This window comes from Pseudomonas tructae (genome assembly GCF_004214895.1).
GTDB classification, from domain to species: domain Bacteria; phylum Pseudomonadota; class Gammaproteobacteria; order Pseudomonadales; family Pseudomonadaceae; genus Aquipseudomonas; species Aquipseudomonas tructae.
In genome coordinates, this window is sequence record NZ_CP035952.1 from 4913866 (window position 1) to 4935306 (window position 21441).

18 protein-coding genes are annotated in these 21441 nt (G+C 60.7%); 8 read left to right on the forward strand and 10 right to left on the reverse strand.

Going from position 1 to position 21441, the window contains the following annotated elements; all coding sequences use genetic code 11:
* Positions 1-167: 167 nt before the first annotated feature.
* The 7 genes from EXN22_RS22455 (at position 168) to EXN22_RS22485 (ending at position 11828) form a co-directional block, all read left to right on the forward strand.
* Positions 168-2249: a putative bifunctional diguanylate cyclase/phosphodiesterase gene (locus EXN22_RS22455; RefSeq protein ID WP_407691984.1), complete on the forward strand. Its 2082-nt coding sequence runs from the start codon at positions 168-170 to the stop codon at positions 2247-2249.
* 148 nt (positions 2250-2397) lie between these two features.
* Complete coding sequence (locus tag EXN22_RS22460; protein WP_130266127.1) at positions 2398-3723, forward strand: imelysin family protein; 1326 nt, start codon at positions 2398-2400, stop codon at positions 3721-3723.
* 183 nt (positions 3724-3906) lie between these two features.
* Complete coding sequence (locus EXN22_RS22465; protein ID WP_130266128.1) at positions 3907-5334, forward strand: di-heme oxidoreductase family protein; 1428 nt, start codon at positions 3907-3909, stop codon at positions 5332-5334.
* 15 nt (positions 5335-5349) lie between these two features.
* Positions 5350-6414: an imelysin family protein gene (locus EXN22_RS22470; protein ID WP_130266129.1), complete on the forward strand. Its 1065-nt coding sequence runs from the start codon at positions 5350-5352 to the stop codon at positions 6412-6414.
* A gap of 2 nt (positions 6415-6416) precedes the next feature.
* Positions 6417-7514: a DUF1513 domain-containing protein gene (locus EXN22_RS22475; protein ID WP_130266130.1), complete on the forward strand. Its 1098-nt coding sequence runs from the start codon at positions 6417-6419 to the stop codon at positions 7512-7514.
* 125 nt (positions 7515-7639) lie between these two features.
* The gene (locus EXN22_RS22480) at positions 7640-8782 is read left to right on the forward strand and encodes an efflux RND transporter periplasmic adaptor subunit (protein WP_130266131.1); all 1143 of its coding nucleotides are present in this window, start codon (positions 7640-7642) and stop codon (positions 8780-8782) included.
* Positions 8783-8795: 13 nt separating this feature from the next.
* Positions 8796-11828 (forward strand): multidrug efflux RND transporter permease subunit, encoded by a 3033-nt coding sequence (locus EXN22_RS22485; protein ID WP_130266132.1) that lies wholly within the window; start codon positions 8796-8798, stop codon positions 11826-11828.
* Here the strand turns inward: EXN22_RS22485 and EXN22_RS22490 are convergent.
* The 5 genes from EXN22_RS22490 to colR form a co-directional block, all read right to left on the reverse strand.
* Positions 11818-12045 carry a hypothetical protein gene (locus tag EXN22_RS22490; protein ID WP_130266133.1) on the reverse strand — a complete coding sequence of 76 codons (228 nt, stop codon included), beginning with the start codon at positions 12043-12045 and terminating at the stop codon, positions 11818-11820. The genes EXN22_RS22485 and EXN22_RS22490 overlap by 11 nt on opposite strands.
* The gene (locus EXN22_RS22495) at positions 12045-12755 is read right to left on the reverse strand and encodes a lipopolysaccharide kinase InaA family protein (protein WP_130266134.1); all 711 of its coding nucleotides are present in this window, start codon (positions 12753-12755) and stop codon (positions 12045-12047) included. The genes EXN22_RS22490 and EXN22_RS22495 overlap by 1 nt, the downstream gene beginning before the upstream one ends.
* A 7-nt stretch (positions 12756-12762) precedes the next feature.
* Positions 12763-13443 carry a class I SAM-dependent methyltransferase gene (locus EXN22_RS22500; protein WP_130266135.1) on the reverse strand — a complete coding sequence of 227 codons (681 nt, stop codon included), beginning with the start codon at positions 13441-13443 and terminating at the stop codon, positions 12763-12765.
* A gap of 136 nt (positions 13444-13579) precedes the next feature.
* Entirely contained in the window at positions 13580-14878 is a 1299-nt protein-coding gene (locus tag EXN22_RS22505; protein ID WP_130266136.1) for a sensor histidine kinase, read from the reverse strand.
* A complete protein-coding gene (gene colR, locus EXN22_RS22510) occupies positions 14868-15551 on the reverse strand; it encodes a two-component system response regulator ColR (RefSeq protein ID WP_045197381.1) in 684 nt (227 codons plus the stop codon). Before colR ends, EXN22_RS22505 begins: the two co-directional genes overlap by 11 nt.
* Positions 15552-15731: 180 nt before the next feature.
* Between colR and EXN22_RS22515 the strand changes: the two genes are divergently transcribed.
* The gene (locus EXN22_RS22515; RefSeq protein ID WP_130266137.1) at positions 15732-16469 is read left to right on the forward strand and encodes a phosphatase PAP2 family protein; all 738 of its coding nucleotides are present in this window, start codon (positions 15732-15734) and stop codon (positions 16467-16469) included.
* Positions 16470-16530: 61 nt separating this feature from the next.
* Here the strand turns inward: EXN22_RS22515 and groL are convergent, their stop codons facing one another.
* The 5 genes from groL to EXN22_RS22540 form a co-directional block, all read right to left on the reverse strand.
* Positions 16531-18183, reverse strand: a complete 1653-nt coding sequence (gene groL, locus EXN22_RS22520; RefSeq protein WP_130266138.1) for a chaperonin GroEL — start codon at positions 18181-18183, stop codon at positions 16531-16533.
* Between the two features lie 47 nt (positions 18184-18230).
* Positions 18231-18524, reverse strand: a complete 294-nt coding sequence (locus EXN22_RS22525; RefSeq protein WP_008032125.1) for a co-chaperone GroES — start codon at positions 18522-18524, stop codon at positions 18231-18233.
* A gap of 257 nt (positions 18525-18781) precedes the next feature.
* Entirely contained in the window at positions 18782-19285 is a 504-nt protein-coding gene (locus tag EXN22_RS22530) for an FxsA family protein (RefSeq protein ID WP_130266139.1), read from the reverse strand.
* Positions 19286-19349: 64 nt separating this feature from the next.
* Positions 19350-20081, reverse strand: a complete 732-nt coding sequence (locus tag EXN22_RS22535) for a HugZ family pyridoxamine 5'-phosphate oxidase (protein WP_130266140.1) — start codon at positions 20079-20081, stop codon at positions 19350-19352.
* Positions 20082-20207: 126 nt separating this feature from the next.
* Positions 20208-21359, reverse strand: coding sequence for a hypothetical protein (locus EXN22_RS22540; protein WP_130266141.1), 1152 nt, complete (start codon positions 21357-21359; stop codon positions 20208-20210).
* Between the last annotated feature and the right edge of the window lie 82 nt (positions 21360-21441).

The following is a 21441-nucleotide window of genomic DNA, read 5'->3' on the forward strand; positions in this document are numbered from 1 at the left end:
AAACGTTGGGAAACTCGTTCCTACCGATTAAAGTCGCAAGGCCGGGCAACCGATACAGTGATCGCGGGGATGCATCCTGCGCCTGTTGCTGGAACACAGCACCCTGATGGCGCTGGAGAAGTCCTGTTGACGGCCGATAGTGGATTGCCAAGTTTGATGGCAAAATGATGCCATGCGCATGGATTAAGGAAACCCCATTGAAGCTGGAACTCAAGAACAGCTTATCGGTCAAGTTGCTCAGGGTAGTACTGCTCTCGGCGTTGGTCGTCGGTGTAGTTCTCAGTTGTGCGCAGATCGTCTTCGATGCTTACAAGACCCGCCAAGCCGTCGCCAGTGACGCCCAGCGGATCCTCGACATGTTCCGTGATCCTTCGACCCAGGCGGTGTACAGCCTGGACAAGGAAATGGGCATGCAGGTCATGGAGGGTCTGTTCCAGGACGAGTCCGTGCGCATGGCCTCCATCGGCCATCCCAACGAAACCATGCTCGCAGAGAAATCCCGCCCGCTGCAGGAAGTGTCCAGTCGCTGGCTGACCGACCTCATTCTGGGCCAGGAGCGCAGCTTCACCACCCAACTGGTCGGCCGCGGCCCCTACAGTGAATATTACGGCGACCTGAGCATCACCCTCGACACCGCCTCCTACGGCGAAGGTTTTCTGGTCAGCTCGGTGATCATCTTCATTTCCGGGGTATTGCGCGCCCTGGCCATGGGCCTGGTGCTGTACCTGGTCTATCACTGGATGCTGACCAAACCGCTGTCCAAGATCATCGAGCACCTTACCCAGATCAACCCCGACCGCCCCAGCCAGCATCAGTTGCCGCTGATCAAGGGCCACGAAAAGAACGAACTGGGCGTGTGGGTGAACACTGCCAACCAGTTGCTGGCGTCGATCGAGCGCAACACCCACCTGCGTCACGAGGCCGAGAACAGCCTGTTGCGCATGGCCCAATATGACTTCCTCACCGGCCTGCCGAACCGTCAGCAGTTGCAACAGCAACTGGACAAGATCCTCGTCGACGCCGGCCGCCTGCAACGTCGGGTGGCGGTATTGTGCGTCGGCCTGGACGACTTCAAGGGCATCAACGAGCAGTTCAGCTACCAGGCCGGCGACCAGTTGCTGCTGGCCCTGGCTGACCGCCTGCGCGCCCACAGTGGCCGGCTCGGCGCCCTGGCGCGCCTGGGTGGCGACCAGTTCGCCCTGGTCCAGGCCGATATCGAGCAACCCTACGAAGCGGCCGAACTGGCCCAGAGCATTCTCGATGACCTCGAGGCGCCGTTTGCCCTCGACCATCAGGAAATCCGCCTGCGCGCCACCATCGGCATCACCCTGTTCCCCGAAGACGGCGACAGCACCGAGAAGCTGCTGCAAAAGGCCGAGCAGACCATGACCCTGGCCAAGGCCCGCTCGCGCAACCGCTACCAGTTCTATATCGCCAGCGTCGACAGCGAGATGCGCCGACGTCGCGAGCTGGAAAAGGACCTGCGCGAAGCCTTGCCACGCAACCAGCTGTTCCTGGTCTATCAACCGCAGATCAGCTACCGCGACCACCGCGTGGTCGGTGTCGAGGCGCTGCTGCGCTGGCAGCATCCGGAACTGGGCATGGTGCCGCCGGACCAGTTCATCCCCCTGGCCGAGCAGAACGGCAACATCATCACCATCGGCGAATGGGTGCTCGACCAGGCTTGCCGGCAGTTGCGCGACTGGCACGACCAGGGCTTCAGCGAACTGCGCATGGCGGTCAACCTGTCCACCGTGCAGTTGCACCACAACGAACTGCCGCGGGTGGTCAACAACCTGCTGCAAATCTACCGCCTGCCACCCCGCAGCCTTGAGCTGGAAGTCACCGAGACCGGCCTGATGGAAGACATCAGCACCGCGGCCCAGCACCTGTTGAGCCTGCGCCGCTCCGGGGCACTGATTGCCATTGACGACTTCGGCACTGGCTACTCCTCGCTCAGCTACCTGAAGTCACTCCCGCTGGACAAGATCAAGATCGACAAGAGTTTCGTTCAAGACCTGCTCGATGATGACGACGATGCCACCATCGTTCGCGCCATCATCCAGTTGGGCAAGAGCCTGGGCATGCAGGTCATCGCCGAAGGTGTGGAGACCGCCGAGCAGGAGGCCTACATCATTGCCCAGGGTTGCCACGAAGGTCAGGGCTACCACTACAGCAAACCACTGCCGGCACGGGAGCTGACCGCATTCCTCAAACAGGCGCAGCGCAACCAGGTTTCGATCCTGTAACCCTTGTCTGCATGGCCCGGAGAGGCAGAAACACGCATTTGAATATTTACGTGACTGCCTCTTTACAGAAAATGCAAATCTTTCGCATTATGTTGCAGTTTTGCGTGCCCCGGTACGCTTGTCCAACCTCTCGACGCAGGAATTCGCCATGATTCGTATGCCTCTGGCCACCGCCAGTCTGTTGGCCATCGCCATCTCTCTCGCCGGTTGCGGCGACAGCAAGGACAAAGCCGCCGCACCACAAACGCCGGCCGCCAGCACCTCCGCTGCCGCTCCAGCCGCCGTCGACGAGGCAGCGGCCAAGGCCGTGGTCAAGCATTACGCCGATATCGTCCATGCGGTCTACAGCGATTCGCTGAGCACCGCCAAGACCCTGCAAACCGCTGTCGACGCCTTCCTCGCCAAGCCCAACGCCGAGACCCTGAACGCCGCCAAGGCCGCCTGGATCGCCTCCCGCGTGCCATACCTGCAGAGCGAAGTGTTCCGTTTCGGCAACACCATCATCGACGACTGGGAAGGTCAGGTGAACGCCTGGCCGCTGGACGAAGGCCTGATCGACTATGTCGACAAGAGCTACGAGCATGCCCTGGGCAACCCTGGCGCTACTGCCAATATCATCGCCAACACGCAAATCCAGGTCGGCGAAGACAAGATAGACGTCAACGACATCACCCCGGAGAAACTGGCCAGCCTGAACGAGCTGGGCGGCTCCGAAGCCAACGTCGCCACCGGCTACCACGCGATCGAATTCCTGCTCTGGGGCCAGGACCTCAATGGCACCGGCCCAGGCGCCGGTGCCCGTCCGGCATCCGATTACCTCGAAGGCCAGGGCGCTACCGGCGGCCACAACGAGCGCCGTCGTGCCTATCTGAAAGCCGTGACTCAACTGCTGGTCAGCGACCTTGAAGAAATGGTCGGCAACTGGGCGCCGAACGTTGCAACCAACTACCGCGCTACCCTTGAAGCCGAGCCTGTCGCCGACGGCCTGCGCAAAATGCTGTTCGGCATGGGCAGCCTGTCGCTGGGCGAACTGGCTGGCGAGCGCATGAAGGTTTCCCTGGAAGCCAACTCGCCTGAAGACGAGCATGACTGCTTCAGCGACAACACCCACAACTCGCACTTCTACGACGCCAAGGGCATCCGTAACGTCTACCTGGGCGAATACACCCGCACCGACGGCACCAAGCTGAGCGGCCCGAGCCTGTCCTCGCTGGTCGCCAAGGTCGACGCCGCTACCGACAGCACCCTCAAGGCTGACCTGGAAGCCACCGAAGCCAAGATCCAAGTGATCGTTGACCACGCCGCCAAAGGTGAGCACTACGACCAACTGATCGCCGCCGACAACACCGCCGGCAACCAGATCGTGCGTGACGCCATCGCTTCCCTGGTCAAGCAGACCGGTGCGATCGAGCAGGCCGCAAGCAAACTGGGCATCACCAACCTGGCACCAGACACCGCTGATCACGAGTTCTGATTCGGCGACAGTTTGAAGAGGCGGCCTTCGGGTCGCCTTTTTCATTTACATCATCGCGGATCTACTGTGGGAGCGGGCTTGCCCCGCGATAGATTTCATCAAGCAAACGCAAATCCCTCTTATTCAATTACCCTGAGCCTGATAAGCTTGCACGCCGGTTTTGCCCAAGCCCCAGGATCATTGATGTCCTCGTTGCTTCCCCGCCTCAGTCCCCTGCTTCTGGCCCTGTTCCTGGCCGGTTGCGACGACGCCCCGCGATTTACCCAGGCCGAGCCCGGTGAAGCACTCGCCGGTGGCAAGGCGACGGTGAACAAGCACGACCAGAATGCCTACTCCATGCCCTCGGCCAATCTGGCACCGAGCCGGCGCCTGGACTTCAGCGTCGGCAACAGTTTCTTTCGCAATCCCTGGGTGATCGCCCCGTCGACCACCACCGCCCGCGACGGCCTCGGTCCGTTGTTCAATACCAACGCCTGCCAGAACTGCCACATCAAGGACGGCCGTGGCCACCCGCCCGGCCCCAACGCGACGAACGCGGTGTCCATGCTGGTACGCCTGTCGATCCCCAACCAGCCGCAATACGCCAAGGTCATCGAACAACTGGGCATCGTCCCGGAGCCGGTCTACGGCGGTCAGCTACAAGACATGGCGGTGCCCGGTGTCGCCCCGGAAGGCAAGGTCCGGGTCGAGTACGAGCCCCAGCAGGTCACCTTCAAGGACGGTACCGCAGTCGAGCTGCGCAAGCCCCGGCTGCGGATCACACAGCTGGGCTATGGCGCCATGCACCCGGACACCCGCTTCTCGGCCCGCATCGCCCCGCCGATGATTGGCCTGGGCCTGCTCGAGGCGATACCCGAGGCGGCGATCCTGGCCAATGCCGATCCGCAAGATCGCAACGGCGATGGCATTCGTGGCCGAGCCAACCAGGTGTGGGACGATGCCCAGGGCAAGACTGTGCTCGGGCGTTTTGGCTGGAAGGCCGGGCAGCCGAACCTCAACCAGCAGAATGTCCACGCTTTTTCCGGCGACATGGGCCTGACCACGGGCCTGCGCCCCATGGACGATTGCACCCAGGCGCAAACCGACTGCCTGAACGCGCCCAATGGCAACGGTGCCAATGGCGAGCAGGAAGTCAGTGACAACATCCTGCGCCTGGTGCTGTTCTACACCCGCAATCTTGCCGTGCCGATGCGCAAGGATGTGGACTCGACTCAGGTGCTGGCGGGCAAGAACCTGTTTCACCAGGCCGGCTGCCAAAGCTGCCACACCCCACAATTCACCACGGCCAGCGACGCCGCCGAGCCGGAGCTGGCCAACCAGCTGATTCGCCCCTACAGCGACCTGCTGCTGCATGACATGGGCCCGGGCCTGGCAGATAACCGCAGCGAGTTCGCCGCCAGCGGCCAGGACTGGCGCACGCCGCCGCTGTGGGGCATCGGCTTGAACGAGACTGTCAGCGGTCACACCCAATTCCTTCACGATGGCCGCGCCCGCAACCTGCTCGAAGCCGTGCTCTGGCACGGTGGCGAGGCCGAGGCGGCCAAGCAGCATGTACTGACCTTCAATGCCGAGCAGCGCGCCGCGTTGCTGGCCTTTCTGAATTCACTTTAAGCAAAGGAGCCGGGCATGTTCCGTCCCAAACTGTTGTTCACCAGCCTTGCCGCCCTCGCCCTTGGCGCCTGCTCGCCGCAAGACCCGCAAGCCGTGACTTCGGCGGCGATCGCCAAACAGGTGATCCTGCCGACCTACAGCCGCTGGGTGGAAGCCGACCGGCAACTGGCGGTCAGCGCCCTGGCCTTTTGTGAAGGCAAGGCCGACCTGGCCACAGCCCGCGCCGACTTCCTCCACGCGCAAAAAGCCTGGGCCGAGTTGCAGCCGCTGCTGATCGGCCCGCTGGCCGAAGGCAATCGCGCCTGGCAGGTACAGTTCTGGCCCGACAAGAAGAACCTGGTCGGCCGCCAGGTCGAGCAACTGGTCAACGCTGACACGCCAGTCGATGCCCAGACTCTGGGCAAATCCAGCGTCGTCGTGCGCGGCCTGTCGGCTTACGAATACATTCTCTTCGACAGCAAGCCAGACACTGCCAACGCCGAACACAAAGCCCGCTACTGCCCACTGCTGGTAGCCATCGGCGAACACCAGAAGACTCTGGCCGAAGAGATCCTCAAGGGCTGGAACAGCACCGACGGCATGCTCGCGCAGATGACCAAGTTCCCCAACCAGCGCTATGCCGATTCCCACGAGGCCATCGCCGACCTGCTGCGTGCCCAGGTCACCGCCCTGGACACCCTGAAGAAGAAGCTCGGCGCACCCATGGGCCGCCTGAGCAAGGGCATCCCACAGCCGCTGCAGGCTGAAGCCTGGCGCAGCCATGCCTCGCTCAAGAGCCTGGAGGCCAGCCTGAACGCCGCCCAGACCGTCTGGGTCGGGGTCGACAACAAAGGCCTGCGCGGCCTGTTGGGCAAAGACCAGCAAGCCCTGGCCGAGAAGATCGACGCCGCCTACGCCAACTCGATCAAGCTGCTGGCCAGCAACCAGAAGACCCTGGGCGAATTGCTCGACGACGAAGCCGGTCGCCAGCAGCTCAACACCCTTTACGACAGCCTCAACGTCGTCCACCGCCTGCACGAAGGCGAACTGGCCAAGGCGCTGGGCATTCAGCTGGGCTTCAATGCCAACGACGGTGACTGATCATGTTGCGACGCCAGGCTCTCAAACTCGGTAGCGTTGTGCTCAGCGCCCTCACCCTCGGCGGCTGGACCCTGTTTCGCAACAAGAGCAGCGCACCACTGCTGCTCTCGGCGCGCGACGATAGCGAGGGCAGGCACTACGCCGTCGGCTACCGCCTGGACGGTACCCAGGTGTTCGCCACCCAGGTGGGCCAGCGTTGCCACGACATCATCAACCATCCCGAGCAGCCGATTGCCCTGTTCGTCGCCCGCCGCCCCGGCACCGAGAGTTACCTGATCGACCTGCGCGACGGTCGCTTGCTGCAGACCATCGCCTCGCAGCCAAACCGGCATTTCTACGGCCATGCGGTGATCCACAAGAGCGGTGAATGGCTGTACGCCACCGAGAACGACACCACCGACCCTGGTCGCGGCGTGCTCGGTGTCTACCGTTTCGACGGCGAGCGCCTGAGCCACACCGGCGAGATATCGACCCATGGGATCGGCCCGCACCAGGTGTCGTGGATGCCCGACGGTGAAACCCTGGTGGTGGCCAACGGCGGCATTCGTACCGAGGCCGAAAGCCGGGTGGAGATGAACCTCGACGCCATGCAGCCGAGCCTGGTGTTGATGCAGCGCGATGGCACCCTGCTGAGCAAAGACGTTCTCAGCCAGCAGATGAACAGCGTGCGCCACCTGGCAATTGCCGCCGATGGCACCATCGTCGCCGGCCAACAGTTCATGGGTGCCAGCCATGAAACCGCCGAGCTGCTGGCGATCAAGCGGCCGGGCCAGGCCTTCACAGCCTTCCCGGTGCCCGAGCAGCAATTGCAGTCAATGGCCCACTACACTGCCAGCGTCGCCATTCATAACGAGTTGCGCCTGGTCGCCCTCACCGCGCCCCGGGCCAACCGCCTGTTTATCTGGGACCTGGACAGCGGCGCAGTGCGGCTGGACGCACCGATGCCCGATTGCGCCGGGGTCGGCGCCGTTGCCGACGGTTTTGTCGTGACGTCGGGCCAAGGCCGCTGCCGCCTGTACGATTGCCGCAAAAGCGAGCTGATCGGCCAGCCGCTGCAACTGCCTTCGGGGCTCTGGGACAACCACTTGCACCTGGCCTGAAAATAGCCTGGAACACAGGCTTCCCAGGCCCGGTCAACAGAGTACTATTCGGCTACAGCGCACGTGGGCAGGAACGCCCGTTGTCGTGCCAAACGAACAATAACGAGTATCCAAGGAACTGGACTATGCTGCGCCGCCGCATGCTGATCATGTTGGGTGTTGTCCTGTTGCTCGTGCTGATTCTGGGGGGCTACAAGGCCTTTACCCTCTATCAGCAAATCCAGTTGTTCTCGGTCCCCAAGCCTGCGATCAGCGTGGCGGCGACCGAGGCCCGCGAGCGCGTCTGGCAGAACCGCCTGCCTGCGGTCGGCAGCCTCAAGGCCCTGCAAGGGGTCGACCTGAGCCTGGAAATCGCCGGCACGGTCAAGGCCCTGCTGTTCGAGTCCGGGCAGAAGGTCAGCAAGGGCCAGCAGTTGCTGCAACTGGACAGCGATGTCGAAACCGCGCTGCTGGGTACCGCCCTGGCCGATCTGGGGCTGGCCCAGGTCGACTACAACCGCGGCAGCCAACTGGTCGGCAGCCAGGCCATTTCCAAGGGCGAGTTCGATCGCTTGAGCGCACAGTTCAAGCGCAACAAGGCGGTGGTCGAGCAACTCAAGGCGGCACTGGCGAAAAAGAGCATCGACGCGCCCTTCAACGGCACCATCGGCATCCGCCAGGTGGACGTCGGCGATTACCTGGCCAGCGGCACGGTGATCGCCACCCTGCAGGACCTGAGTAGCCTCTACGTCGACTTTTTCGTCCCGGAACAATCAATCCCCAAGCTGAGCATCGGCCAGCAGGTGCTGGTCAATGTTGCCGCCTACCCACAGGAACAATTCCCCGGCAGCATCAGCGCCATCAACCCCAAAGTCGAAGACAGCACTCGCAACGTGCAGGTCCGCGCCACCCTGGCCAACCCCGACGGCAAGTTGCTTCCGGGCATGTTCACCAGCCTGCAGGTGCTGCTGCCCGACCCGCAGCCGCAGGTGGTGGTGCCGGAAAGCGCGGTGACCTACACCCTGTATGGCAACTCGGTGTATGTCGCGGTGCCGAAGGAGGCTGAAAAGACCGAAGGCAACACCCAGGCCCGGCCGCCACTGATAGCCGAACGCCGCTTCGTTGAAACCGGCGAACGCCGTGATGGCCTGGTGGTCATCCACAAGGGCCTCAAGGCCGGCGAAACCGTGGTCACTGCCGGCCAGTTGAAACTCACCCAGGGCGCCTCGATCAGCATCAGCCCGGACAAGGCCCTGCAAGCGCCAACCAGCCCGCCGCGCGGCAACTGATCAAGGAACCGTCATGGCCTTTACCGATCCGTTCATCCGCCGTCCGGTGCTGGCCAGTGTGGTCAGCCTGCTGATCGTCCTGCTGGGCTTGCAGGCCTGGAGCAAGCTGCCGATCCGTCAATACCCGCAAATGGAAAACGCCCTGATCACGGTGACCACCGCCTACCCCGGGGCCAACGCCGAGACCATCCAGGGCTATATCACCCAGCCACTGCAGCAAAGCCTGGCCAGCGCCGAAGGCATCGACTACATGACCTCGGTGAGCCGGCAGAACTTCTCGGTGATTTCGATCTACGCGCGTATCGGCTCGGACAGCGACCGGTTGTTCACCGAACTGCTGGCCAAGGCCAACGAGGTCAAGAACAAGCTGCCCCAGGATGCCGAAGACCCGGTGCTCAGCAAGGAAGCCGCCGATGCCTCGGCGCTGATGTACGTAAGCTTCTACAGCAGTGAACTGAGCAACCCGCAAATCACCGACTACCTGTCACGGGTGATCCAGCCCAAACTTGCGACCCTGCCAGGCATGGCCGAGGCAGAAATCCTTGGCAACCAGCTGTTCGCCATGCGCCTGTGGATCGACCCGGTGAAGCTGGCCGGCTATGGCCTGAGCGCCAATGACGTGACCCAGGCGGTGCGCGGCTACAACTTCCTCTCCGCCGCCGGTGAGCTCAAGGGTGAATACATCGTCACCAGCATCAATGCCACCACCGAGCTGAAAACCGCCGAAGCCTTCGCCAATATCCCGCTCAAGACCAGCGGTGACAGCCGGGTGCTGCTCGGCGATGTGGCACGGGTCGAAATGGGCGCAGAAAACTACGACACAGTCAGCTCCTTCGATGGCACGCCATCGGTGTACATCGGCATCAAAGCCACCCCGGCAGCCAACCCACTGGAAGTGATCAAGGAAGTGCGCAAGCTCATGCCCGAGCTTGAAAGCCAGCTGCCATCGAACCTCAAAGCCTCGATCGCCTACGACGCCACCCTGTTCATCCAGGCCTCGATCGACGAGGTGGTGAAAACCCTGGTCGAAGCGGTGCTGATCGTCATTGTCGTGGTCTTCCTGTTCCTGGGTGCCTTGCGTTCGGTGCTGATCCCGGTGATCACCATTCCGCTGTCGATGATCGGCGTACTGTTCTTCATGCAGTTGATGGGCTACTCGCTCAACCTGCTGACGTTGCTGGCCATGGTTCTGGCTATCGGCCTTGTGGTCGACGACGCCATCGTCGTGGTGGAAAACATCCACCGGCATATCGAAGAAGGCAAATCTCCCCACCAGGCGGCCCTGGAAGGCGCACGCGAAATCGCCATGCCGGTGGTGTCGATGACCATTACCCTGGCCGCGGTCTATGCGCCGATCGGCTTTCTCGAAGGCCTCACCGGCGCGCTGTTCAAGGAGTTCGCCCTGACCCTGGCCGGCGCCGTGGTGATCTCCGGCATCGTCGCCCTGACCCTATCGCCGATGATGTGCGCCCTGCTCCTGCGTCACGAAGAGAACCCCACGGGCCTGGCCCACCGCCTGGATGTGTTGTTCGAGCGGCTCAAGCAACGCTACCAGACCATCCTCCATGCCACCCTCAACACCCGGCCGGTGGTGCTGGTGTTCGCGCTGATCATGCTGTGCCTGATTCCGGTGTTTTTGATGTTCACCAAGAACGAGTTGGCGCCGGACGAGGACCAGGGCGTCATCTTCATGATGGCCACCGCCCCGCAGCCAACCAACCTCGACTACCTGAACAGCTATACCGACGAGTTCGTCAAGATCTTCAAGGCGTTCCCCGAGTACTACTCGTCGTTCCAGATCAACGGTTTCAATGGCGTACAGTCAGGCATCGGCGGCTTTCTGCTCAAGCCCTGGAACGAACGCGAGCGCACCCAGATGGAACTGCTACCGCTGGTACAGGCCAAGCTTGAGAGCATCAGTGGCCTGCAGATATTCGGCTTCAACCTGCCGTCACTGCCCGGTACCGGCGAAGGCTTGCCGTTCATCTTCGTGATCAATACCGCCAACGACTACGCCTCACTGCTGGAGGTGGCCGAACGGGTCAAGGCTCGCGCGCAGGCGTCGGGCAAGTTCGCCTTCCTCGATATCGACCTGGCCTTCGACAAACCCGAGGTGGTAGTCGATATCGACCGGGCCAAGGCTGCGCAAATGGGGGTGTCCATGGATGCTCTGGGCGGCACCCTGGCAACGCTGCTGGGTGAAGCGGAGATCAACCGCTTTACCATCGATGGGCGCAGCTACAAGGTCATTGCCCAGGTTGAGCGCCCCTACCGCGACAACCCCGACTGGCTGAACAATTACTACGTGAAGAACCAGCAGGGGCAGATGCTGCCGCTATCGACCCTGATCAGCATCAGCGACCGTGCCCGCCCGCGCCAGCTCAACCAGTTCCAGCAGTTGAACTCGGCGATCATCCAGGGTTTTCCGATGGTCAGCATGGGCGAGGCGCTGGATACCGTACGTACCATCGCCCGTGAAGAAGCGCCAGAAGGCTATGGCTTTGACTATGGCGGCGCGGCGCGTCAGTTTGTCCAGGAGGGCAGTGCCTTGTGGGTAACCTTCGGCCTGGCCCTGGCGATCATCTTTTTGGTGCTGGCCGCTCAGTTCGAGAGCTTTCGCGACCCGCTGGTGATCCTGGTGACTGTACCGTTGTCGATCTGCGGGGCATTGATCCCGCTGTTCCTGGGTATCTCGAGCATGAACATCTATACCCAGGTGGGCTTGGTGACCCTGATCGGGCTGATCAGCAAGCACGGTATTCTGATCGTCGAATTTGCCAACCAGTTACGTGTGCAGAAGGGTCTGAGCGCCCGCGAGGCGGTGGAGGAAGCCGCTTCCATCCGCTTGCGCCCGGTGTTGATGACCACCGCGGCAATGGTCTTTGGCATGGTGCCGCTGATCCTGGCCACTGGCGCCGGAGCGGTCAGCCGTTTTGATATCGGTACGGTAATCGCGACCGGAATGTCGGTGGGCACGCTGTTCACCCTGTTCGTGCTGCCGTGCATCTACACCTTGCTGGCCGCTCCTGCAGCGCTCAACCGCTAGCGCGTACGCCCTGGCTGAGGCCGAACAGCAACAACAGCAGATCGTGATCGGGCTTGGCATCGACCTGGGGCTTTAACACCCGTGGCAACGGGCATTGCGCGCCGGCGTCGATCTTGCTGAAGATCTGCGGGCGCGGCTCTTCCCACGCCGCCACCGCAGCGGTTGCCACGCCCAGGGCGACGAGCAGAAACAGACCTCTAGCTATTTCTAGTTTCATTACTCTAAACCTTTGACAGGGCTGCCAAACGCCATTTGGTAAAAATAGAGCAGTTTTTGCCACTCTGCGTCGTTGAAAGACGAGTGGCGGCGCAATTGTTTAAGGTCATTGGCGGCAGCGCGCTGGCAACTGATACGCCGACGGCACTTTTCCAGGTCCAGTAGCGCCACTTCAGCCCGGGCTTGAGCGCCTTCGCCAATGACTTTGACGAATACATGCTTGCCATACAGGCAACCGTGCTGCCAGTGGCCACGGTGCATGCGCGCCAGGTTGCCGGCCAGGTCCTGCAGGACTCGCTCAAGCAGTGCTGGGTGATAGCGTTCACGGGCGCCATCGGCGAACCAGCTGTCGATATCCTCGAACCCTTCCAGCGCCTCGCTGACCAGCAATGCCCGCCACTGGTGCTCGGCGTCGCGCTCGACACCGCAATAGACAATATGCGGCACCCGCACCCCAAGTTGCTCGAAGCTGTTCAGGGCATCGTACTCGCGTAGCACGGTAGGGCGGCCAAAGGGGTGCAACAAACTGCGATAGATGTGGCCAATCTGGCGCTTGGCATAAAACGTATGGCCAGTGTCGTCGCTCAGCCGCTGTACACCACTCTCGCCGCCGCGGCGCTGGTTGGGCTCTTCCACCCATTCGCCCTGCTGCTGCCAGAAATGATCGAACTGATCCTTGTTCGTCGTTGCTGCTGTGCGCTCGAACCCCATGCCCCGCTTACCCCTTACGCAATAGATAGACTCGCCACATGGCATAGAACGGCAGGAAATCCAATCGTTCCTGAATGCGGAAACCTGCGGCCTCAAATTCTTCTTCAACCGTAGCAGCTGGTAACACAAAGCGATTCTGGTAACTGCCCTGCCCGCTTTGCGCGTAACGCCGTTGCTCGAGTTTCTTGCGTCGCCAGGCTTTGAAATTGCCGTCCACCCACAGCGAAACAATCACGCTGTCGCGGGTAACCCTTTGAAATTCCGAAAGTAATGTCTTGCGGTGGGCCGCTTCGCCGATGTGATGCATCAGCCGCATGCAGAAAATACTGTCGACCGAGTTATCCGGTAAATCGATGGCGAACGCAGAAGTCTGCAAAGTACGTACCCGTTCCACCACATGTGCCGGTTGCGAGGCCCGTGCGGTCTCGAGCATGGCTTCGGAGTTGTCGGCACCGATGATCACCCGGTTGGGTTTTTCCGCCAGCAATGGCCAGAAGCGCCCGGCGCCACACGGCAGATCCAGTACCAACCCGGGTTCACCCGCCAGGGCCAGGGCGCGACGGGCCAGTTGCTCGTCACGCTGATGGGACATCCTGCGCGCCATGCCGTCATGGTGCTTGAGGAAATACTCCTGGGCATGCTGCTGGTCGTACTTGTCCGAAAACTCGAGTTTGATGGGGCTACGCATGGTGCATCTCCTGACTCCAATGCGCCCACCTTAGGCAAGCAAGCGTTGGCGTCAGGTCATGCTGGTGTGAAAAATTTGTTAGTTGCCGTAACAAAGGTTTCAATTAATTACAGAAACTTACAGCTGGCCAATCGCCCTATTGCCCCTCTTGCCCGCACTCGGGGGCCAGGCTCAGGTCCACATGAAAGCGGCATCCGTGGGGCACCATGGCCGTGAGGCCGACGGTCCAACCCTGGTCATCGCAAATCCGCTGAACCAATGACAAGCCCAGGCCCAAGCCTTCGCCGCGTCGCTCATCACCGCGTACGAACGGTCTGAACATGGCTTCGCGCTGCTCTTCAGGAATCCCGACGCCACTGTCTTCGACCAGAAAGCCTGCCGGTTCCAGGGTCAGGCGTATAAAGCCCCGATCGGTGTAATGCGCGGCGTTACGCAACAGGTTGCCCATGACCGCCTGGAGAAAAGTGGCGTTGTACAGCGTCGAGGGAGCGGCCTTGGCGTCGTACAGCAAGGTCAGGCCTTTCTGCTCGATGGTGTCGCGCCAGACGCCAATCAGGTCGTCCGCCACCTCCTTCATGCTCGCTTGCGAAGCAACCGCGCCTTCATCGCGCTGGGCGCGGGCAAGCATCAGGAAGGTTTTCACCAGCTCCTGCATCTCTTCGGTGGCCCGGGCAATGCGCTCGACCTGCGAGCGCGCTCGCGGGTCGATGTTGGGGTTGACCAGCAACAGTTCACAGGAGCTGGCCAGGACCATCAGCGGAGTACGCAACTCATGGCTGACATCACTGGTAAACAGCCGCTCACGGGTCAGGGCATCACGCAGACGCCCCAGGGTGTCGTCGAAGGCTACCGCCAGCTGACCGACTTCGTCCGCCGCGTAATCCGGCGCCAGTGGCGGCGCCAGGCCAAGCAGTTGATCACGATGACGAACCTGGCGGGCCAGGCGAATGACCGGCGCCATTACCCGTCGAGCCAGGACCCAACCCAGAAACACTGCCAGCGCCAGGCTCAGCACGAAGCCGACCACCACGACCGCGAACAGCACCCGCTCACGCTCTTCGAAATCACTCTGGTCCTGAAGCAGCACATAACGCCGTCCATCAACGATCTCGACCATCGCGTGATAGGACAGGTCGTCGCGAAACACTTCATGAAAGCCGCGATCAAGATGGCGCAAGTCTTTGGGCAGTTCGAATTCGTCGCGCCCGCCGCTGAAATAGAACAACTGATCCGGCCGCGGGCGGTGGCTCCAGTCGCCAACGCTGTCCATGCGCAGCAAACGCTGCAGGTCACCGCCCAATACGGCGGAAATCAGCCGCTCTTCAACCAGGTGTACCGTGGCGACGATGCCGAAGGCAAAAGCCCCCGCCACCAGCGCACTCATCAAGGCAAAGGCAATGATGATCCGCTGGGCAAGGCTCTGCTTAAACTCCATCACGGCCCTCGGCCAGGCGATAGCCGACGCCATGGACGGTGTGCAGCAGGGGCTTTTCAAACGGTTTGTCGATCACCTGGCGCAATTGATGAACATGACTGCGCAGGCTGTCGCTGTCGGGACAATCATCTCCCCACAGGGCCTCTTCAAGCACTTCGCGGCGCAGCACATGGGGACTCTTCTGCATCAGCACCGCCAGCAGTTTGAGGCCAACCGGGTTGAGCTTGAGCAACTTGCCCTCGCGGGTCACCTCCAGGGTGTCCAGGTCGTAGATCAGGTCGCTGATCTGCAGAGTACGCCGGCCCCCGCCTTGGGCTCTGCGCAGTACCGCCTCGATACGCGCAGCCAGCTCCGACAATGCGAATGGCTTGAGCAGGTAGTCATCAGCCCCGGAGCGAAAGCCCTGCAGGCGGTCATCCAGTTGGTCCCGGGCAGTGAGCATGATCACCGGGGTATCGCGCCGGGCATCTTCGCGCAGGCGCTTGCACAGGGTGTAACCGTCAATGCCCGGAAGCATGATATCGAGCACGATCAGGTCATAGTGCTCGGTGGCGGCCAAGTGCAGGCCAGACAAGCCATCCTGTGCACAGTCGACGGTGTAACCCTTGAGGCCCAGGTAGTCAGCCAGGTTGGCAAGGATATCGCGGTTGTCTTCAACCAAAAGAATGCGCATGGAGTATCTCCTGTCTGACGCTTTTGCCCGCTTGGCAGGCGCAGCTTAAGGCCATCAGCCACGCTCGGCTAGGGCACCGCGACTTTATTGAAGGTTAATGTTTTTTTCACTCAGACTTCACGCACAAGCGATGGCGATGCCCAGAGAATTACCGGTCGAACTGACCTGCCTGGACCTGACATGCTCCTACGTGCCCCTTCCCGCCCGCTCAACGTGTGGATTGCCCTTGGCATCCCGACCATCACTGCGCTGATCTTGATTCTGCTGGAGCTGACCTCACTGGACATGGACCTGGCCAAGCTGGCGTTCGACCCAGTGGCCGGAGAGTTCATTGGTCGGCACAGCTACTTTCTAGAAGATATCCTGCATGATCGAGCCAAACAGGTAGTGATCGCCATGGGTGTGGCGGCTATCGTCGCCTTTGTCGCCAGTTTTTTCTGGCCACGGCTGTTCAGCTGGCGCCGCGAGCTGGGGTGCCTGGTCCTGGCCATGGGCTTGTCGACCAGCTTTGTCACACCGCTCAAGGCAGTGACGGCAGTGCAATGCCCATGGAGCTTGAGCGAGTTCGGTGGCAAGCAAACCTACAGCGAGCTGCTCAGCCCGCGTCCGCCAACCGACAAGCCCGGTCGCTGCTGGCCGGGTGGCCACGCTGCCACGGGGTTCACCCTGTTTGCGCTGTTCTTTGCCCTGCGTGACCGCCGTCCACGGCTGGCACGAGCGGCATTGCTGTTCGCATTTGGCCTGGGCACGCTGTTTTCGATCGGGCGCATGCTGCAGGGCGCTCACTTCTTTTCGCACAACGTCTGGACCGCAGTGTTTTGCTGGCTGATCAGCCTTGGGTGTTACTACTGGGTGCTGTACCACCGGCCAGCACTGGTTCCAGTGGGAGCGGGGATGCGGCGCTCCTACAGGGTGTAAAAAGCAGGTAAAAAAAAGCCCCGCACAAGGCGGGGCTTTTTAGCGAACGGGTAAGGCTGGCTTACATCATGCCGCCCATGCCGCCCATACCACCCATGCCGCCCATGTCTGGCATGCCGCCACCAGCAGAAGCTTCTACTGGAGCGTCAGCAACCATGGCTTGGGTGGTGATCATCAGACCACCGATCGAAGCTGCAGCCTGCAGGGCCGAACGGGTTACTTTGGCAGGGTCGAGGATACCCATTTCGATCATGTCGCCGTACTCGCCGGTAGCAGCGTTGTAACCGAAGTTGCCGGAACCTTGTTTGACCTTGTCGACAACCACGCTTGGCTCGTCGCCAGCGTTGGCGACGATCTGGCGCAGTGGCGCTTCAACAGCACGACGCAGCAGCTGGATACCAACGTTCTGCTCTTCGTTGTCGCCTTTGAGATCGGCAATGGCTTGCAGTGCACGAACCAGGGCAACACCACCGCCAGGCACCACGCCTTCTTCGACGGCTGCACGGGTAGCGTGCAGGGCGTCTTCAACGCGGGCTTTCTTCTCTTTCATTTCGACTTCGGTGCCAGCACCGACCTTGATCACGGCAACACCGCCAGCCAGTTTGGCCAGGCGCTCTTGCAGTTTTTCACGGTCGTAGTCCGAGGACGTCTCACCAACCTGAGTGCGGATCTGGGCGATACGCGCTTCGATGTCGGCTTGTACACCGGCGCCGTCGACGATGATGGTGTTTTCCTTGGACAGGGTCACACGCTTGGCGTTACCCAGGTGCTCCAGGGTAGCGGACTCCAGGCTCAGGCCGATTTCTTCGGAGATCACGGTACCGCCGGTCAGGACAGCGATGTCCTGCAGCATGGCCTTGCGGCGGTCGCCGAAGCCAGGGGCCTTGACCGCAGCAACCTTGACGATGCCGCGCATGTTGTTGACGACCAGGGTCGCCAGCGCTTCGCCTTCAACGTCTTCAGCCACGATCAGCAGCGGACGGCCGGCTTTGGCAACGGCTTCCAGCACTGGCAGCAGTTCGCGAATGTTGGAGATCTTCTTGTCAACCAGCAGCAGCAGAGGGCCATCCAGCTCGGCGACCATGGTGTCCGGCTTGTTGACGAAGTAAGGGGACAGGTAGCCGCGGTCGAACTGCATGCCTTCGACGACCGACAGTTCGTTTTCCAGGCCCGAGCCTTCTTCGACGGTGATCACGCCTTCTTTACCGACTTTTTCCATGGCTTCGGCAATGATGTCACCGATGGAGTTGTCGGAGTTGGCCGAGATGGTACCGACCTGAGCGATGGCCTTGGAGTCGGCGCATGGCTTGGACAGGGACTTCAGCTCTTTGACGATGGCGATGGTGGCTTTTTCGATACCACGCTTGAGGTCCATCGGGTTCATGCCGGCAGCAACGGCTTTCAGGCCTTCGCTGACGATAGCCTGAGCCAGGACGGTCGCGGTGGTGGTGCCGTCGCCTGCTTCGTCGTTGGCCTTGGAGGCTACGTCTTTGAGCAGTTGGGCGCCCATGTTTTCGAAAGTGTCTTTGAGTTCGATTTCCTTGGCAACCGACACACCGTCTTTGGTGATGGTCGGAGCACCGAAGCTCTTGGCCAGAACAACGTTACGGCCTTTCGGACCCAGGGTGGCTTTTACAGCGTCAGCCAGAATGTTGACACCAACAAGCATTTTCTTACGGGCGGAGTCGCCGAAAATTACGTCTTTAGCAGCCATGATCGTTTAATCCTTGAATACTTTGGAGTAACGGGAAACCAGTGGAATCAGCCTTCGATGACAGCGAGAATCTCGTTCTCAGCCATCACCAGCAGGTCTTCGCCGTCAACTTTCACAGTGTTGCTGCCCGAGTAAGGACCGAAAACCACCTTGTCACCCACTTTCACGGCCAGCGCACGCACTTCACCGTTGTCCAGGACGCGGCCGGTACCTACAGCAAGGACTTCACCGCTGTTGGCTTTTTCGGCAGCCGAACCTGGCAGAACGATACCGCCAGCGGTTTTCTTCTCTTCTTCGCTGCGACGGATAACGACGCGGTCATGCAGAGGACGAAGCTTCATTGTCGATCTCTCCTAATTGTGGTTTTCATCGACCGGTATCGACACCGGCGGGTTGATGCATGCGGCGTAGCCGCTCGTAGCCCGCAGGGCGGACCACGCATGTAATGTCTGGTGCAAATCACCAGAAACCTTGCGGTGACCCATACATGAGGTCGCTAAGGGCAATTACAAGGCTTGCTGACGAAAATTTTTAGCGATCGGCTCCGTGTAATGCAAAACGGCCCCACAAGGGGCCGCCGGCAAACCACAGGTATCTGTTACAGATCCCGCGGGCCCCGCAGGTTAGGCTGATCGGGGTCGTCACGGCCCACCACTTCACCTTCGATCACCGTCGGCTGGTGAGCTCGGCCAGACTGGCCTGGACGGGCCATGAACGGCTCATCACCAAAAGCGCGCTGGCGCATGGCCTGGGCTTCGGCGCGCTCGCGCATCTTGCGCCCGAGCAAGCGACGGGTGAATGGCAGCAGGCACACCAGGCCGATCACGTCGCTGATAAAGCCCGGCAACAGCAACAAGCCGCCACCCAACGCCAGCATCAGGCCGTGGAACATGTCTTCGGCAGGCAGCTCGCCCCGCTGCAGGCTCTCGCGGGCACGCAGGGCAGTGGCAAGACCTGCCACCCGCACCACCAGCACACCCAGGGCGGAGCCGGCAATGATCAGCAGCAGCGCCGGGAAAAAGCCGATCGCGGTGCTGACCTTGAAAAACACATACAGCTCCAGCACCGGAAAAATCAGAAACAGCAATAGAAAAGCACGCATCAACGGTTCCTCTGCGCAAGATGTTCTTGCAGTACACCTTTAATGGATGCGCGCCATCGCCATTTCAAGCCTCGGCGGTTTCACGCACCGGCCATTGATCGGCGCGAGCCAGAAAAACCAGGGCTTCGCGCACTTGTATCGGCGTATTGCAAGACGCCGCGAATGGCAACCAGTACAGCCCCTGGCCAATACGCAGGTGCATGCCCTCGCTGTCGATACCGACCATCTGCGCCGCCGCCCCCTGTGGCAGTCCACTGAGCTGGACGTAGTGTTCAATGGCGTTGGCATGATCGCTGTTCATGTGCTCGATCATGCTCAGCTCGGCCTTGCCGGCAAAGGGGTTGGCCAGGTTCAGATGATCGATCCAGTGAATTGCGCCGAAACCGCCAATATAGCGATGGCGCACCGGCTGGAGTACCCAGAAGTCAAAATCGTGGGCATTGTGATAGTTGGCCGAATCGGGAAAGTAGCGATAGTAACGTTCTGCCGCAGCTTCGACCGCTTCAGGATCGACAAGTTTGTGCGCCTCGGCCAATACCGTCAGGCGGCCCACGGCCTGGACATCTTCAGCGTCACGCTCACCTACCAGCAACGAGCATTTGGGGTCTTTTTGCAAGTTGTGGGTGTGCTGTGCAATGCGGCTGATAAGGATCAGCGGGTTACCCTCGGCATCCAGGCAGTAAGGCACCACCGAGCCGAAGGGAAAGCCCGGCATCGACTTGGAATGGGTCGACAGCACCCCGCGGTATTCCTTGAGCAGCAGCTCCCGTGCCTGTGTTGCGGCTTTAGCGCTCACTGTATGACTCCCCGCTCGATAATCGTCGTAGTAGCTGGTCGTGCGAATCCTCGACCCGCCTGGTTATCCAACAAAATAATCATTATCAGCTACGCGTGCCAGTGCAAGCCTCATAAAGTTTCTGTTTCATTGCTGCGCCCCCATCCCAAGCAGTAATGGATAGCCAACGAGCAATACAAAAAGAACCAGCCCCCCCAACGTCATCACATAGGGAAGCTGAAGGCCAAAGCTGACACGGTAGGGGGGGATATTCAAACAACCTGCCGCCAGTACCGCACTGATCGATACTGGGGACAACAACTGCGCTGAAATAAAAAAAGTTATCCATACTACGTAGGCGTCCTCTTTGAGCCCCAGCCACGGTAGCAATAATGGAAAGCCAAGACTGAATACGATCATCGGATGAGCACCGATCACGCACCCTAGGGGCAAAACAAAAATGACCATTGCATAGGCCACCCAGGTCGGCACATCCTCTGCAGTTGCGAGTAGGGTCGGTGAAATCGGATAAACGGCCTGCAGCGTCTCGATCAGCCCCATCAAGACGCCGCAAGCCATTAGCAACCACAGCTCTGGTGTTGTTCGCCGGAAGGCGACACTTAGTACCGTCCACCGTGCTTCTGCAGTTTCGTTGAACAACACCCAACCGCTGACAATGAACATAGACAGAACCGTCGATTGCACAGTATTCAGGCCCATCGCCCAGTGACCAATAAGGTATACACTGGCCAAGCTTAGAAGCACTGGCATCGTCGACTGGATAGTAGCTGTACACTCTTGGGGGGGCTCGATTGTACGTATCGCGACGGCCCCAGCCAAAAGCGCCGAAACGATAAACAATCCAGTCCCTAAGACGAACAGTACAAAGGAGTCCATTGCGGGGAATTGTGACACCACTGCGGCGGCACCAATGGTTGTTGGTAAAATGAACATTGTTGCGCACAGCGCTCGCATAACAACTGCGGCCAAGCGTAAAGGTGATACCACGGCGTCTTTTAACGCATCGATGAGCAAGGGGACCACACCGACACTCAAGGGCAATGCTAGAAAGCAAGCTAACGTCGTCAGTCGCCCCTCTATGCGTTTATGCGGGCGGCCGGAAAAAAACTGTACCCATGGCGAGAAAAAGCCTCGCCGTAAAATAGTTTCTCTGAACAACGATATCGCGAGTATCAGCAAGATCGCATCATCCAACCGCACCACGGCGTTGCTGGCCAATTCCAGCCCCCCCGCCAATGCCAACCACGGCAACACGATCACAGTAATCAACAGCGCCATTCTGGCAACCCTGTTGCTCTGCCAGGCACCCGCGACGAACAGTAGAGATGCCAGCAACGCAAAAGCAGCTATGAGAGAGAAG

What these genes read in the sequence shown, in the direction of transcription:
- EXN22_RS22515 (WP_130266137.1), top strand. Translation starts at nt 15,732, where the DNA reads ATGCTCCTACGTGCCCCTTCCCGCCCGCTCAACGTGTGGATTGCCCTT.
- colR (WP_045197381.1), bottom strand. Translation starts at nt 15,551, where the DNA reads ATGCGCATTCTTTTGGTTGAAGACAACCGCGATATCCTTGCCAACCTG.
- EXN22_RS22530 (WP_130266139.1), bottom strand. Translation starts at nt 19,285, where the DNA reads ATGCGTGCTTTTCTATTGCTGTTTCTGATTTTTCCGGTGCTGGAGCTG.
- groL (WP_130266138.1), bottom strand. Translation starts at nt 18,183, where the DNA reads ATGGCTGCTAAAGACGTAATTTTCGGCGACTCCGCCCGTAAGAAAATG.
- EXN22_RS22490 (WP_130266133.1), bottom strand. Translation starts at nt 12,045, where the DNA reads ATGAAACTAGAAATAGCTAGAGGTCTGTTTCTGCTCGTCGCCCTGGGC.
- EXN22_RS22470 (WP_130266129.1), top strand. Translation starts at nt 5,350, where the DNA reads ATGTTCCGTCCCAAACTGTTGTTCACCAGCCTTGCCGCCCTCGCCCTT.
- EXN22_RS22500 (WP_130266135.1), bottom strand. Translation starts at nt 13,443, where the DNA reads ATGCGTAGCCCCATCAAACTCGAGTTTTCGGACAAGTACGACCAGCAG.
- EXN22_RS22525 (WP_008032125.1), bottom strand. Translation starts at nt 18,524, where the DNA reads ATGAAGCTTCGTCCTCTGCATGACCGCGTCGTTATCCGTCGCAGCGAA.
- EXN22_RS22485 (WP_130266132.1), top strand. Translation starts at nt 8,796, where the DNA reads ATGGCCTTTACCGATCCGTTCATCCGCCGTCCGGTGCTGGCCAGTGTG.
- EXN22_RS22540 (WP_130266141.1), bottom strand. Translation starts at nt 21,359, where the DNA reads ATGGCGCTGTTGATTACTGTGATCGTGTTGCCGTGGTTGGCATTGGCG.
- EXN22_RS22480 (WP_130266131.1), top strand. Translation starts at nt 7,640, where the DNA reads ATGCTGCGCCGCCGCATGCTGATCATGTTGGGTGTTGTCCTGTTGCTC.
- EXN22_RS22455 (WP_407691984.1), top strand. Translation starts at nt 168, where the DNA reads ATGCCATGCGCATGGATTAAGGAAACCCCATTGAAGCTGGAACTCAAG.
- EXN22_RS22475 (WP_130266130.1), top strand. Translation starts at nt 6,417, where the DNA reads ATGTTGCGACGCCAGGCTCTCAAACTCGGTAGCGTTGTGCTCAGCGCC.
- EXN22_RS22465 (WP_130266128.1), top strand. Translation starts at nt 3,907, where the DNA reads ATGTCCTCGTTGCTTCCCCGCCTCAGTCCCCTGCTTCTGGCCCTGTTC.
- EXN22_RS22505 (WP_130266136.1), bottom strand. Translation starts at nt 14,878, where the DNA reads ATGGAGTTTAAGCAGAGCCTTGCCCAGCGGATCATCATTGCCTTTGCC.
- EXN22_RS22495 (WP_130266134.1), bottom strand. Translation starts at nt 12,755, where the DNA reads ATGGGGTTCGAGCGCACAGCAGCAACGACGAACAAGGATCAGTTCGAT.
- EXN22_RS22460 (WP_130266127.1), top strand. Translation starts at nt 2,398, where the DNA reads ATGATTCGTATGCCTCTGGCCACCGCCAGTCTGTTGGCCATCGCCATC.